We start from the raw sequence: 13467 nt of genomic DNA, 5'->3' as shown, positions 1-13467 counted from the left end.
TCTGAATCCCTTTTTGCTGTTGGTGCAGTGAGGAAGACTTGATGAAAATGCCGAAACGTCTGATTGCCGGACTGGGCGTGCTGATGCTCAGCGCGACGCCGCTGCTGGCCAGCGCCGATCCACGCGATGATCATGACCACGGCGGCCCGCAGCAGGGCCACTACGACAATCGTGGTGACGATCACCGTGGCCCGCAGAACGACCACCGTGGCGGCCCGCCACACGACTTCGGCCCGGTACGCCAGACCATTCGCGACAATCACGGCTACTTCGTGCGGGGCGCACCGCCACCTCCGGGAATCCATTTGGAACGCGGCCGGCCGTTACCGCATGGTTACTACGGCGAGCGGCTGGACGGTCGGGCGCTGAGTCGTCTGCCAGTGTATCCGGGTTATGAGTGGCGCCGCGCCGGGGGCGATATCGTGCTGATCGCAGTGGGTACCGGGATCGTTTACGAAATTCTGGATGGTGTTTTGTACTGATTTACAGGCAATAAAAAGATCGCAGCCTGCGGCAGCTCCTACATTTATCTCTGTAGGAGCTGCCGCAGGCTGCGATCTTTTGCTTTCAGGGCAATTCCAGTCCGCCGGACGCCTTGTGCAGTTTGCGTAGATGCTCGCCGATCTGCTTCACGTTGGCTTCGCTGGCGGCAATTTCGGCCGCTCGCTTGGGTTCCAGCAACTTGCGCACTTCCTTGTCCAGATCGCCGCTCAGCGCCAGCAGTTGTTTCTGGCGTTGGGCGCTTTCGTCTTGCAGGCGCTTGAACTCGCTCGGTTGCGGCAGCCCGTAGCCGCGGCTGTCGAGCAGTTCCGCCGGACGACTGAGGAAGCCGCTGTTGGCGAGAATTTCCTGCAGGGTGGCGTTGGCCTTGTCCATGCCGCCGTTTTCCAGCTCCCGAGCGCCGAGGTAACGCTGCTTGACCTCGTCCTGGGCCAGCAGCAACTGACGGCGATAGCTCGCCTGTTCCAGCAGGAGCAATGCAGCGCTGGTGCGCAGGTCTGCACGTTCGAACCACTGGCGACGTTCCTCGGCAGACAGCGATAGCCAATCTTCGACGCTGGTTTGCTTGATCGGCAGCTGCTTTTTCAACACATCGAACATCGCCTGATAGCGATCGCGGAACGAGTCGAAGCGATAACCCAGGCGCAGCGCTTCCTTGGGATTGTCGAGCACGCTGGTGTCGGCCAGGCCACGGCCTTTGAGCACTTCCAGCAAACCGTTGGGCATGATGCTGTCCAGGCCAATCAGTTGCTTGTTATTGCTGCCGCTGCGCAACAGCTTGAGGCTTTCCACGGCGCAGTTGTTGGACAGGAAGAAGTAGTTGCCGTCGTAACTCCAGTGCATCTCGGCGGCGTGTTCGACCACCTCTTCAATCTCCGTGCGCGACAGATTCAGCGGCACTGAAGCGAGGCTGCGCAGTTCGGTCTTGGTGTATTCGTCGATCACTTGGGCCAGTGGCAGCACGAACAACCGCGACGGGTACTTGCCGACCAGGCCGTCCCAACTCGACAGCTGCACATCACCGACAAAGGCGCGGTAGGACAGCACCAGATGCTGGTCCAGATCGAGCCGGCAATCCGGGCCACGTGGTCGGCCCGGCGCACAGATCACCAGACGCAACATGCTGTGGCCCCAGCGGCTGACCCAGTTCTGGTTGGCTTCTGCCAGCAGATAATCGACGGCGTACACCCGCTCCGGGTCGACCTGGCCCAAGGGCTGTTTGGCGAAGTCGTTGCCGGCGTTGAGAAAGGCGAAGGTATTGCTGCAGGTGTCCTTGGCCGGTGGTGCCCAGCCGAAGCGCGCCTTGTAGTAGCGATAGAGCGCCGGACGGCGACACGCGTAGCTCGGGTCGAGGAGGAAATACTCCATGTTGACCGCGACAAACTCTTTCGGACTGGAGATCTCATACAGGTCCGGACTGCGGGCCACCTGACGGTTGTGCTGTTCACGCTCGCCGCGGCGCCCGACGTACTGTTGCCAGCCGGCGAGATCTAGCAGACGTGGATCATCGCTGAGGGTAAAGCGGCGCTCGGTCTGGCCTCGGCACTCGTCGGGAATGCCGACCAGGCCGGCGCTGTTGCTGCGGCGAGTGCAGCGCTGGATCAGCGTGCGTTCGGCGGCGGGCCACAGACGCGCGCGATCGTAAATGTGGGTGAGTTCGTGCAGCACCGTTGCCAGCAGTTCCTGACGCACAGTGCCATGGGGGCGATTGGTTTTCTCTGTGGCCGCGCTGCCGTCGGTGAGACCGGCGAGCAGTTTGCGGTTCAGGTCGAGCTCGGCAACCAGGGTCGCCTGGCCGTAGGCGTTACCGGGCATGTCGTCGGTCCAGCCGACATCGATGCGCCGGTCCAGTTGTTCGACGAAGCTGGGCGGCAACTTGTGCATGGCTTCATCGAGCAGCGCCTGGCTGGCCTGCTGCTGGGCGGGGCTCAGGCCGTCGGTCTTGAGCCGCAATTGCAGGCTGGCGTGGGCGCTGTTGCCAAGCAGCAACAACGCCCCGGCCAGTAGCCAGGCGCCGAGTGACTTCACAGGGCGAGGATGGCTTCGGCGAGCACCTGATCACTGGCGTCGCGGGCTGCCGGCACGCGCGTGCGCAAGGTGTTGAGGGCGGCTTCCAGGTGCGCACCGCGGATATCGCCGTTGGTGGCAACGAAGCTGGCCGCATCGTCGTGGGCTTCGCGGATGATTTTCGAATCGCGAATCGACGTCGTGGTATCGGAGGTGAAATCGATGGTGCGCTGGGAGGCACGAACGATGATGTTACTGGTGGCTACCAGGGTGTGTGCCTGGGCCACATCGGCCAACAAAAACAGGCCAAGGGCGGCAGCAATCAGCGGGCTACGCATGGAACGACTCCGGAGGGCAATGTTAACGAGGGATCATGATAACTATTGGACGAGAATTGCCTGTGCCAGTTCAAGGTCGCTGACATGAAGTTTTGGTCGGGATTTGCGCAAGTAATGCAGGGCGGATTCGAGCTGCGCGCCGCGCAATTGACCGTCACTGGCAACAAACGCCGCCGCGTCATCGTGAGCGGCGATGATCAGTTTACGGTCGAACGGTGCGGAAGACACCATTCCGGTCGCCCAAACGCTGACCACGGTGTTTTGTGTGGAGACATCAAAGGCATCGACCGAGGTCGCCCAGAAGGCGCTGACCAATACGCAAGGGAAAAGCAGTCTGAATAAACGCATGAGACTCGGTAACGGTTAACGAGCTTCAAGGCTAGCGCAAATGCCCGGGCCAGAGCCAGCGGCGAAACATCGGGACACGACTGGCGTGCCCCGTGCTGCAACGGCGGATCAGATCGCGAGGATGGCTTGCGCCAGTTGGAAGTCGGTCGCGTTCAGTTGCGGTGCCTGATGGCGGATCAGGTCGAGGGCGCTTTCCAGTTTCACGCCACGGATCTGGCCTTCACTGGCGACGAAGCTGGCAGCGTCGTCACGGGCGGCGATCACGACTTTGTTGTCACGCAGCGAAGAGCTGACGTCGGAAGTGGCGTCCGAGGAGGACTTCAGCGCGCCAACTACGGCATCGGTGGTCACGATGAAGCTGGAGGCACTGGCGTTGGCAGCCACGGCCAGCAAGGCGGCAGCGCTGAGCAGGCGAAGACGGGACATGGTGGATCTCCTGATAGTAAACCGTATTGAGAGGTGGCTTGTGTCTGATGAGTCAGACGCGGGTTACAGAAGATTCGCCACGTTCTGGCGTGGATATTAGGCTTGCGCGCGAGGTTCGGACAGTGGGCAGAATGCTAGCGCCAGAAGGGTTTCTCCAGTTCTCTGAGCCGATCGGCATGGCTGAGGCCCAGATCCGCGAAGTCGCGCTGGGCTAGTTGAGCCAGCAGGCGCCGCGTCCTGGCGCGTTCCAGTCCTTGCCACAGGGGTCGAAACAAGCGCCGCAGCAGGTGCGAGTGAGCGCGGGGTAGAGTCGAAGCTGTCGAAACATCCTGTAAGCCTTTCATGGCGTTTTCCTTAATCCGAGGAGGGTTAAGGACATGCTGCGCCCGATGCAGTTTGGCGAGCAGATACACTCATGAAAAATTGTACTGGTTCAGATTTTGTTTATTGAGAACTGTACCTGTACTTTGATTATTCTGCTGTACGGGCATTTTCGAACCCTGAAACGACAAAACCCGTCGCGGTTTCCCGCGACGGGTCTTGTGTGTTCAATTCGGGTTGCTGGCGGTGGGTCTGACGACCAGAGCCAGCGACGCTACTTAGCGCCAGAACGGCTTGCTCAGCTCTTCGTAGCGTTGTGCTTCGCTGATACCGGCGTCAGCCAGCAGACGCGAATCCAGGCGAGCCAGTTGGTGGCGGCTGGAGATGCGTCGCTGCCACAACATCAGGTTGGCGATAACGCGCAGAGGCAGGGAAGCCTGGTTTTTTGCAGCTTTGTCTTCGAAGAACAGTTCGGAACTGAGTGTACGTTCCATGGTTGACATCCTTCCGCTTGTGGCGGGATCAGGTAGTGGTTTAACTGGTGCCCATGATCCTCTCGTTTGCCTAGTCTCTCTAGATACAGTTCAACTGTATTGTGAGTGACCAGTTAACTGTTTATAGGGGGTGTACGGGTCGAAATTGAGCAAACTGTACCTGTCAGCACTAATGTGGTGCTTTTTTGCTCCATTCGAGGAAGGAGGTAGGCAAAATCTGTAGGAAATAACCGGTACAGCAGTACAGTTTTTGCCAGATGTGGCGGGTTAAAAAATCCGCTGACACAAACTGTGTTTGCATCAGCGGTTTGACTGTGTGATTACACCGCGAGCATGCGTCCGGTTTCTTCCAGGTTGATGTGCCAGCTCAGGGCTTCTCGCAGGATGTGTGGGGTATGGCCGCCGATGGCGCACGCTGCGGTGAAGTAGTCGTTCAGCGCCTGGCGATAGTCCGGGTGTACACAGTTGTCGATGATCACCCGGGCGCGCTCGCGCGGGGCCAGGCCGCGCAGGTCGGCCAGGCCGATTTCGGTCACCAGGATGTCGACGTCATGCTCGGTGTGGTCAACGTGGCTGACCATCGGCACCACGCTGGAAATGGCGCCGCCCTTGGCGATCGACTTGGTCACGAACACCGCGAGGTGTGCGTTGCGCGCGAAGTCGCCCGAGCCACCAATGCCGTTCATCATCCGCGTACCGCAGACATGGGTGGAGTTGACATTGCCGTAGATGTCGAACTCCAGCGCAGTGTTGATACCGATGATACCCAGACGACGCACCACTTCCGGGTGGTTGGAGATTTCCTGCGGGCGCAGCACCAGTTTGTCCTTGTACTTCTCCAGGTTGCCGAACACGTCGCTGTTGCGCCGCTCCGACAAAGTGATCGAGCTGCCCGACGCAAAGCTCAGCTTGCCGGCGTCGATCAGGTCGAAGGTCGAGTCCTGCAGCACTTCGGAGTACATGGTCAGGTCTTCGAACGGCGAATCGATCAGGCCGCACATCACCGCGTTGGCGATGTTGCCGATCCCGGCCTGCAACGGGCCGAGCTTGTTGGTCATGCGCCCGGCATTGACTTCCTGCTTGAAGAAGGTGATCAGGTGCTCGGCGATGGCATTGGTGTCGACATCCGGGGTCGACACCGTGGACGGCGAATCCGCCTGCTGAGTGATGACGATGGCGACAATCTTCTCCGGCGGGATCGGGATCGCGGTGCTGCCGATGCGATCGTCGACTTTCACCAGCGGGATCGGCGTGCGCGTCGGGCGATAGGTCGGGATATAGATGTCATGCAGGCCTTCGAGGTTGGCGTTGTGCGCCAGGTTGATCTCGACAATCACCTGCTTGGCGAAAATCGCGAAGCTCGCCGAGTTGCCCACCGAGGTGGTCGGCACGATGTGGCCTTGCTCGGTGATGGCCACGGCTTCGATCACCGCGATGTCCGGCAGCTTCAGTTGCTGGTTGCGCAGTTGCTCGACGGTTTCCGACAGGTGCTGGTCGATGAACATCACTTCGCCGGCGTTGATTGCCTTGCGCAAGGTGCTATCGACCTGGAACGGCATGCGCCGCGACAACACGCCGGCCTCGGTCAGTTGCTTGTCGAGGTCGTTGCCCAGGCTCGCGCCGGTCATCAGGCTGATCTTCAGCGGCGTGACCTTGGCTCGCTCGGCCAGTGCGTGAGGGACAGCTTTGGCTTCGCCCGCGCGGGTGAAGCCGCTCATGCCGACGGTCATGCCGTCTTCAATCAGCGCGGCGGCGTCGGCGGCGCTCATCACTTTATCCAACAACGAAGGCAGGCGAATACGGTCACGGTACATGGATTATTTTCTCGGGAAGCGAGTAGCAGGATGCGCAGTCTAGTGAATTTCGCGGGCGCCTGTCCCGCTACCAAGGTCGCAAACGAGGCGTCTATTTAGCGGGTTTGAAGTAAAACACCGTTACCGGATCTGCAACAACGTGGCAAATTGTCCGACGGTTTGCGCAAACAAAAACGCCCCGACAAGTCGGGGCGTCCGGTGCAACTGCGGAGGATTACTCCACCGCTTTGACCATGTCTTCGATGACTTTCTTCGCGTCGCCGAACACCATCATGGTCTTGTCCAGGTAGAACAGTTCGTTGTCCAGACCGGCATAACCGCTGGCCATCGAGCGCTTGTTGACGATGATGGTCTTGGCCTTGAACGCTTCGAGAATCGGCATACCGGCAATCGGCGATTTCGGATCGTTCTTGGCGGCCGGGTTGACCACGTCGTTGGCGCCGAGTACCAGCACCACGTCGGCCTGGCCGAACTCGGAGTTGATGTCTTCCATCTCGAACACCTGGTCGTAAGGCACTTCGGCCTCGGCGAGCAGGACGTTCATGTGCCCGGGCATGCGACCGGCCACCGGGTGAATCGCGTACTTCACCGTCACGCCGCGATGGGTCAGTTTCTCGGTCAGCTCTTTCAATGCATGCTGCGCACGGGCCACCGCCAGGCCGTAACCCGGGACGATGATCACGGTGTCGGCGTTGGTCAGCAGGAAGGTCGCGTCGTCGGCCGAACCGGATTTCACCGGACGGGCTTCTTTCGCACCGGCAGGTCCGGCGTCGGCCGTGTTGCCGAAACCGCCAAGCAGTACATTAAAGAAGGAACGGTTCATCGCCTTGCACATGATGTACGAGAGGATCGCGCCGCTCGAACCCACCAGTGAGCCGGCGATGATCAGCATCGAGTTGTTCAGCGAGAAGCCGATACCCGCTGCCGCCCAGCCCGAATAGCTGTTGAGCATCGACACCACCACCGGCATGTCGGCGCCGCCAATCGGGATGATGATCAGCACGCCCATCACGAACGCCAGGGCCAGCATCAGCGCGAACGCTGCGAGGTTGCCGGTGAGCATGAAGGTCACGCCCAGCACCAGTGTCGCCAGACCGAGTACCGCGTTCAGCTTGTGCTGACCGGCAAACTGTACTGGCGCGCCCTGGAACAGGCGGAACTTGTACTTGCCCGACAGCTTGCCGAAGGCGATCACCGAACCGGAGAAGGTGATTGCACCAATCGCCGCGCCGAGGAACAGCTCCAGACGGTTGCCCGCCGGGATCGAATCGCCCAGATGTTTGACGATGCCCAGCGATTGCGGCTCGACCACCGCGGCAATGGCGATGAACACCGCCGCCAGACCGATCATGCTGTGCATGAACGCGACCAGCTCCGGCATCTTGGTCATTTCAACGCGCTTGGCCATGATCGAACCGGCGGTGCCGCCGATCAGCAGGCCGACGATCACGTAACCGATACCCGCAGTCGCCAGTTCCGCACCGAGCTTATAGATGAGGCCGATGGTGGTGAGGATGGCCAGCGCCATGCCGAGCATGCCGAACAGGTTGCCGCGCCGCGAGGTGGTCGGGTGCGACAGGCCTTTAAGGGCCTGGATAAAGCAGATCGACGCGATCAGGTAGAGCGTCGTGACGAGATTCATGCTCATTACTTCGGCGCCTCTTCTTTTGCTTTCGGGGCTTTCTTCTTGAACATCTCAAGCATGCGGCGGGTGACCAGGAAGCCACCAAACACGTTGACCGCAGCCAGTGCCACGGCGAGGGTGCCCATGGTCTTGCCCAGCGGCGTGACGGTCAGCGCAGCAGCGAGCATGGCGCCGACGATCACGATTGCCGAAATGGCATTGGTCACCGCCATCAACGGCGTGTGCAGCGCAGGTGTAACGTTCCAGACCACGTGGTAACCGACATAAATCGCCAGCACGAAGATGATCAGGTTGTAGATACCGGGGGAGATAAGCTCTTCCATCGTCTGAATCCCTGCTTAGGCGTTTTTGCGGATGACTTGGCCGTCGCGGCACATCAGGCACGCGGCGACGATGTCGTCTTCGAGGTTGACGTCGAACTGGCCTTCTTTGGTGAACACCAGCTTGAGGAAGTCCAGCAGGTTGCGGGCGTACAGCGCCGAGGCGTCTGCAGCGACTTCACCGGCCAGGTTGGTCGGGCCGACGATGGTCACGCCGTTCTCGACCACGACCTGATCGGCGACGGTCAGCGGGCAGTTGCCGCCCTGAGCTGCCGCGAGGTCGATGACCACCGAGCCCGGCTTCATCTGCGCCACGGTGTCTGCGCTCAACAGTGTCGGCGCCTTGCGGCCCGGGATCAGTGCGGTGGTGATGACGATGTCGGCCTGCTTGGCGCGTTCGTGCACAGCCTGGGCCTGACGTTGCATCCAGCTCGCCGGCATCGGGCGAGCGTAACCGCCGACACCGACCGCGCATTCACGCTCTTCGTCAGTCTCGTAAGGCACATCGACGAACTTGGCGCCGAGGGATTCGATCTGTTCCTTAACCGCCGGACGCACGTCAGACGCTTCGATCACCGCACCCAGACGTTTCGCCGTGGCAATCGCCTGCAACCCGGCCACGCCGGCACCCAGAATCAGCACGCGCGCCGCTTTCACGGTGCCCGCAGCGGTCATCAGCATCGGCATGAAGCGCGGATAGTAGTGCGCGGCCAGCAACACCGCCTTGTAGCCGGCGATGTTTGCCTGCGACGACAACACATCGAGACTCTGCGCCCGAGAGGTACGTGGCGCTGCTTCGAGGGCGAACGCGGTGATCCCGCACTCGGCCATTTTGGCGATGGTGTCGTTATTGAAGGGGTTGAGCATGCCCACCAGCACCGTGCCGCGCTTGATCAGCGCCAGTTCGGCGTCGCTGGGGGCGACCACTTTGAGAATCAGCTCGGCGCCGAACGCATCGTTGGCACTGCCAATGGTTGCGCCCGCCGCTTCATAGGCACTGTCGACAACGCTGGCTTTAACGCCGGCGCCGGTTTGCACAGTGACCTTATGACCTTGGCTGATCAGCTTTTTAATGGTTTCCGGGGTTGCAGCAACCCGTGTTTCACCGGTCTGGGTTTCGAGAGGAACACCAATGTGCACGTCAAATCTCCTGCGTGATCTTATTGAGTAAACCCAGGCACTGCGGATGGTGCGACTGGGGCGGCCGATCAGCACGATCCCGCCAAATCAGGGCGGGGCGCGGCATTTTGCAGGCGAACTTTATGCCCTTCAAGGGATTATGACGGGTGACGGAAAATTAACTACAAGTCATCCCGTGACCGAATGTCGCAGATGGCCAGTTGAATCCCTTGCAGGCCGTGCCTTGCAAGGATTCTGGCTGAATTTGAAAAAATTTCTCATCGGCGGCGTGAATAGGCCGTAATGAGTCGTGGATGGAGGCTCAAAGCCACGTCTTCAGGCGCTTGTGGGACGTCTGTACGACTTTCGGATACAGTCCGTGATTTTGCGACAAATACTTATATCTGTAGGGCTTTGATTTTCCTGACTACCGGGTTAGTAATCGCTGTAAGCCTTTATCCTTCTAGGCTGTAGCTGTTTGCCTGATTGACCAGCCAATCGCGAAAAGCCTTGAGTGATGCCGATTCGACCTTTCGCTCCGGAATCATCAGGTAATACGCCTTGATGCTGGAAAGCGCATTCGGGTTGGCGACCACCAGGCGTTTCTCGGCCAGTTCGCGCTGAATCAGAAACGGTGGAATCAGCGCGATGCCCATGTCGTGCATGGCCGCTTGGGCCAGCATGGAGAATAGCTCGTAGCGCGGACCTGTCATGTCGCGTGGGATGTTCAGGTGCTGCGAATTGAACCATTGGCGCCAGGCGTAGGGGCGAGTGGTTTGCTGCAACAGAGGCAGCTCGGCAATCTCGTTGGGTGTCAGATGTTTCTTGCTGCCGAGGAGAGCGGGGCTGCATACCGGCATCGGATTTTCGCCCATCAGCCTGTGGGATTCGGTACCCGACCAATCGGCGTCGCCAAAGTAGATCGCTGCGTCGAAATCGGTGTCGGCAAACAGGAACGGACGAGTGCGGTTGGTCAGGTTGACGGTGACCTCGGGGTGCTTGAGCTGGAAGTCCTTGAGCCGTGGCAGCAGCCATTGCGTGCCGAAGGTCGGCACCACCGCCAGTTCGATCACGTTGGTGCCTTGCTGGCCCATCACCGAGAGCGTGTCGCGCTCGACGGCGTCCAGTTGCGTGGCCACCCGACGGCTGTAGGAAAGTCCCGCTTCCGTCAGCTTCACTCCACGTCGCGAGCGCCGGAAAAGCTCCACACTGAGGAACTCCTCAAGGCTGGCGATCTGTCGGCAAATGGCGCCTTGGGTGAGGGAAAGTTCTTCGGCAGCCTTGGTAAAGCTTTCGTGGCGAGCGGCGGCTTCGAAGCTGATCAGGGCGGTGGTGCTGGGGATCTTTCTGCGCATGTACGTCAACCTCACTAATGCGCCGCATAAAAGGCATTCAGCGACGTTTCGGAGTGAGAAATTAGCACAACAGGATGCGAAATCCTCGTTTGCCGCGCTGGCGAACCGGGCCTAGGATCAATGCCACGTTAATTCACCGATTTGCGAGGACACACTCATGGGCGGTAAAGCTAGCTTCAATTGGATCGATCCCCTGCTGCTGGATCAACAGCTCACCGAAGAAGAGCGCATGATCCGTGACACCGCCGCCCAATTCGCTCAGCAGAGCCTGGCGCCCCGCGTGCTTGAAGCTTTCCGCCATGAGAAAACCGACCCGGCGATCTTTCGCGAAATGGGCGAAGTCGGCCTGCTCGGCGCGACCATCCCTGAGCAGTACGGCGGCAGCGGCCTGAACTATGTCAGCTACGGCCTGATTGCTCGCGAAGTGGAGCGTGTCGACTCCGGCTACCGCTCGATGATGAGTGTGCAATCGTCGCTGGTAATGGTGCCAATCAACGAATTCGGCACAGAAGCCCAGAAACAGAAATACCTGCCGAAACTGGCCTCCGGTGAATGGATCGGCTGCTTCGGTCTGACCGAGCCAAACCACGGTTCCGACCCGGGTGCGATGATCACCCGTGCGCGCAAAGTCGACGGCGGCTACAGCCTGACCGGCGCCAAGATGTGGATCACCAACAGCCCCATCGCCGACGTATTTGTAGTCTGGGCCAAAGACGATGCCGGCGACATCCGTGGCTTCGTACTGGAAAAAGGCTGGAAGGGCCTGAGCGCACCGGCGATTCACGGCAAGGTCGGCCTGCGCGCCTCGATCACCGGCGAAATCGTCATGGACAACGTGTTTGTCCCGGAAGAGAACATCTTCCCGGATGTGCGCGGTCTGAAAGGCCCGTTCACCTGCCTGAACTCCGCACGCTACGGCATCTCTTGGGGAGCCTTGGGAGCTGCCGAGTTCTGCTGGCACACCGCTCGCCAGTACACCCTCGATCGTCAGCAGTTCGGGCGTCCATTGGCCGCTACCCAACTGATCCAGAAGAAGCTGGCCGACATGCAGACCGAGATCACTCTGGCGCTGCAAGGCTGTCTGCGTCTGGGGCGCATGAAGGATGAGGGCACTGCGGCGGTCGAAATCACTTCGATCATGAAGCGCAACTCCTGTGGCAAGTCGCTGGATATCGCTCGCATGGCCCGTGACATGCTGGGTGGCAACGGTATCTCTGACGAGTTCGGTGTGGCCCGTCATCTGGTCAACCTGGAAGTGGTGAATACCTATGAAGGCACCCATGACGTTCACGCGCTGATCCTCGGTCGCGCGCAAACCGGCCTGCAGGCGTTCTATTAACAGGAGAGCGACCATGGGCGCACTGTCGCATCTGCGAGTACTGGATTTATCACGCGTGCTGGCCGGGCCGTGGGCCGGACAGATTCTCGCCGACCTTGGCGCCGAGGTGATCAAGGTCGAGCGCCCGGGCAATGGCGACGACACGCGCGCCTGGGGGCCGCCCTTCCTTAAGGACGCTTATGGTGAGAACACCAGCGAGGCGGCTTATTACCTGTCGGCCAACCGCAACAAGCAATCGGTGACGATCGACTTCACTCGCCCCGAGGGGCAGCAGCTTGTGCGGGACCTCGCGGCCAAGTCGGACATTCTGATCGAGAACTTCAAGGTCGGTGGGCTGGCTGCCTATGGGCTGGACTACGAGTCGCTGAAGGCGATCAATCCGGACCTGATCTATTGCTCGATCACTGGCTTCGGTCAAACCGGGCCGTATGCCAAGCGTGCCGGTTATGACTTTATGATCCAGGGGCTGGGCGGGCTGATGAGCCTGACCGGTCGTCCTGAAGGTGATGAAGGCGCCGGGCCGGTGAAGGTGGGAGTGGCGCTGACGGACATTCTTACGGGGCTATATTCGACCGTGGCGATTCTGGCGGCGCTGGCTCATCGTGATCACGACGGTGGCGGGCAGCACATCGATATGGCTTTGCTGGATGTGCAGGTCGCATGCCTGGCGAACCAGGCAATGAACTACCTGACTACTGGCAATGCGCCGAAACGACTGGGTAATGCACACCCGAACATCGTGCCTTATCAGGACTTCCCGACGGCCGACGGTGATTTCATTCTTACCGTCGGCAATGACGGCCAGTTCCGCAAGTTTGCCGAGGTGGCGGGCCAGCCGCAGTGGGCGGACGATCCGCGATTCGCGACTAACAAGCTGCGGGTGGCTAACCGCGCGGTGTTGATTCCCCTGATCCGCCAGGCGACGGTATTCAAGACCACCGCCGAATGGGTGGCGCAGTTGGAGCAGGCGGGCGTGCCGTGTGGGCCGATCAATGATCTGTCCCAGGTGTTTGAGGATCCGCAGGTGAAGGCGCGGGGGCTGGCGATGGAGCTGCCGCATGCACTGGCGGGGATGGTCCCGCAGGTGGCGAGTCCGATCCGGCTGTCGCAGACACCGGTCGAGTACCTTCGCGCGCCTCCTTTATTGGGCGAGCATACGTTGGAGGTTTTGCAGCGAGTGCTGGGTCTGGGCGCTGGCGCGGTAGAGGCACTCAAGGCTGATGGAGTGCTTTGAGTATCGCTTCTATATAGAAGAAGGCTGTTTCCTGCCTATATATAGATGGATTTGTGCGTTTTTTAACCGATCTGTAAGTTGTTGAAAGAAAACTGAAATTAACGGTTGACGGCAGATTCAGGAAGTCTATAATTCGCCCCACTTCCGGCGCAGTCGAAACGGAAAACTCCTTGAGATTCAATGAGTTACGCAGTTTTCGGCAGCGA

The 13467-nt window shown here is 60.0% G+C and carries 14 protein-coding genes; 3 read left to right on the top strand and 11 right to left on the bottom strand.

Features of this window, described 5'->3' with window-relative positions:
* Nucleotides 1-41 precede the first annotated feature (41 nt).
* Nucleotides 42-482: an anti-virulence regulator CigR family protein gene (locus ACM6I7_RS11840; protein ID WP_027610197.1), complete on the top strand. Its 441-nt coding sequence runs from the start codon at nt 42-44 to the stop codon at nt 480-482.
* 85 nt (nt 483-567) lie between these two features.
* Here the strand turns inward: ACM6I7_RS11840 and ACM6I7_RS11835 are convergent, their stop codons facing one another.
* The 10 genes from ACM6I7_RS11835 to ACM6I7_RS11790 all read right to left on the bottom strand — a co-directional run bounded on the left by ACM6I7_RS11835 (nt 568) and on the right by ACM6I7_RS11790 (nt 10688).
* Entirely contained in the window at nt 568-2529 is a 1962-nt protein-coding gene (locus ACM6I7_RS11835; RefSeq protein WP_027610196.1) for a DUF4105 domain-containing protein, read from the bottom strand.
* Nucleotides 2526-2846, bottom strand: a complete 321-nt coding sequence (locus ACM6I7_RS11830) for a DUF2388 domain-containing protein (RefSeq protein WP_414888636.1) — start codon at nt 2844-2846, stop codon at nt 2526-2528. Before ACM6I7_RS11830 ends, ACM6I7_RS11835 begins: the two co-directional genes overlap by 4 nt.
* Before the next feature lie 42 nt (nt 2847-2888).
* Complete coding sequence (locus ACM6I7_RS11825) at nt 2889-3194, bottom strand: DUF2388 domain-containing protein (protein ID WP_027610195.1); 306 nt, start codon at nt 3192-3194, stop codon at nt 2889-2891.
* 108 nt (nt 3195-3302) lie between these two features.
* Nucleotides 3303-3620 (bottom strand): DUF2388 domain-containing protein, encoded by a 318-nt coding sequence (locus ACM6I7_RS11820; protein WP_007962831.1) that lies wholly within the window; start codon nt 3618-3620, stop codon nt 3303-3305.
* A 599-nt stretch (nt 3621-4219) separates the two neighbouring features.
* Entirely contained in the window at nt 4220-4435 is a 216-nt protein-coding gene (locus ACM6I7_RS11815) for a DUF1127 domain-containing protein (RefSeq protein ID WP_007962833.1), read from the bottom strand.
* A gap of 320 nt (nt 4436-4755) precedes the next feature.
* Nucleotides 4756-6249 carry an acetyl-CoA hydrolase/transferase family protein gene (locus ACM6I7_RS11810; protein WP_027610193.1) on the bottom strand — a complete coding sequence of 498 codons (1494 nt, stop codon included), beginning with the start codon at nt 6247-6249 and terminating at the stop codon, nt 4756-4758.
* Nucleotides 6250-6463: 214 nt separating this feature from the next.
* Nucleotides 6464-7897, bottom strand: coding sequence for an NAD(P)(+) transhydrogenase (Re/Si-specific) subunit beta (locus ACM6I7_RS11805; RefSeq protein WP_027610192.1), 1434 nt, complete (start codon nt 7895-7897; stop codon nt 6464-6466).
* Nucleotides 7897-8217 (bottom strand): NAD(P) transhydrogenase subunit alpha, encoded by a 321-nt coding sequence (locus tag ACM6I7_RS11800; protein WP_003220416.1) that lies wholly within the window; start codon nt 8215-8217, stop codon nt 7897-7899. The genes ACM6I7_RS11805 and ACM6I7_RS11800 overlap by 1 nt, the downstream gene beginning before the upstream one ends.
* A 15-nt stretch (nt 8218-8232) precedes the next feature.
* Nucleotides 8233-9354, bottom strand: coding sequence for a Re/Si-specific NAD(P)(+) transhydrogenase subunit alpha (locus tag ACM6I7_RS11795; RefSeq protein ID WP_007962844.1), 1122 nt, complete (start codon nt 9352-9354; stop codon nt 8233-8235).
* Between the two features lie 434 nt (nt 9355-9788).
* Nucleotides 9789-10688 carry a LysR family transcriptional regulator gene (locus tag ACM6I7_RS11790; RefSeq protein WP_097090188.1) on the bottom strand — a complete coding sequence of 300 codons (900 nt, stop codon included), beginning with the start codon at nt 10686-10688 and terminating at the stop codon, nt 9789-9791.
* Nucleotides 10689-10845: 157 nt separating this feature from the next.
* Here ACM6I7_RS11790 and ACM6I7_RS11785 point away from each other — a divergent pair, with 157 nt between their 5' ends.
* Nucleotides 10846-12027 carry an acyl-CoA dehydrogenase gene (locus ACM6I7_RS11785; protein ID WP_003220420.1) on the top strand — a complete coding sequence of 394 codons (1182 nt, stop codon included), beginning with the start codon at nt 10846-10848 and terminating at the stop codon, nt 12025-12027.
* 13 nt (nt 12028-12040) lie between these two features.
* Nucleotides 12041-13261, top strand: coding sequence for a CaiB/BaiF CoA transferase family protein (locus tag ACM6I7_RS11780; protein ID WP_414888635.1), 1221 nt, complete (start codon nt 12041-12043; stop codon nt 13259-13261).
* Here ACM6I7_RS11780 and ACM6I7_RS11775 read toward each other — a convergent pair.
* Nucleotides 13239-13467: hypothetical protein (locus tag ACM6I7_RS11775; protein WP_414888634.1), on the bottom strand; the 229-nt coding region annotated here is incomplete at its 5' end. The genes ACM6I7_RS11780 and ACM6I7_RS11775 overlap by 23 nt on opposite strands.

It is taken from the genome of Pseudomonas sp. IT-93MI4 (genome assembly GCF_949767635.1).
In the GTDB taxonomy this organism is placed as follows: domain Bacteria; phylum Pseudomonadota; class Gammaproteobacteria; order Pseudomonadales; family Pseudomonadaceae; genus Aquipseudomonas; species Aquipseudomonas putida_A.
Note: the sequence above shows the minus strand (reverse complement) of the source record. Positions and strands in the feature narration are given on the sequence as shown.

Bases quoted from the DNA above. Each gene is read 5' to 3' on its own strand.
- ACM6I7_RS11815 (WP_007962833.1), bottom strand. From the start codon at position 4,435: ATGGAACGTACACTCAGTTCCGAACTGTTCTTCGAAGACAAAGCTGCA.
- ACM6I7_RS11805 (WP_027610192.1), bottom strand. From the start codon at position 7,897: ATGAGCATGAATCTCGTCACGACGCTCTACCTGATCGCGTCGATCTGC.
- ACM6I7_RS11840 (WP_027610197.1), top strand. From the start codon at position 42: ATGAAAATGCCGAAACGTCTGATTGCCGGACTGGGCGTGCTGATGCTC.
- ACM6I7_RS11785 (WP_003220420.1), top strand. From the start codon at position 10,846: ATGGGCGGTAAAGCTAGCTTCAATTGGATCGATCCCCTGCTGCTGGAT.
- ACM6I7_RS11825 (WP_027610195.1), bottom strand. From the start codon at position 3,194: ATGCGTTTATTCAGACTGCTTTTCCCTTGCGTATTGGTCAGCGCCTTC.
- ACM6I7_RS11800 (WP_003220416.1), bottom strand. From the start codon at position 8,217: ATGGAAGAGCTTATCTCCCCCGGTATCTACAACCTGATCATCTTCGTG.
- ACM6I7_RS11810 (WP_027610193.1), bottom strand. From the start codon at position 6,249: ATGTACCGTGACCGTATTCGCCTGCCTTCGTTGTTGGATAAAGTGATG.
- ACM6I7_RS11790 (WP_097090188.1), bottom strand. From the start codon at position 10,688: ATGCGCAGAAAGATCCCCAGCACCACCGCCCTGATCAGCTTCGAAGCC.
- ACM6I7_RS11830 (WP_414888636.1), bottom strand. From the start codon at position 2,846: ATGCGTAGCCCGCTGATTGCTGCCGCCCTTGGCCTGTTTTTGTTGGCC.
- ACM6I7_RS11820 (WP_007962831.1), bottom strand. From the start codon at position 3,620: ATGTCCCGTCTTCGCCTGCTCAGCGCTGCCGCCTTGCTGGCCGTGGCT.
- ACM6I7_RS11780 (WP_414888635.1), top strand. From the start codon at position 12,041: ATGGGCGCACTGTCGCATCTGCGAGTACTGGATTTATCACGCGTGCTG.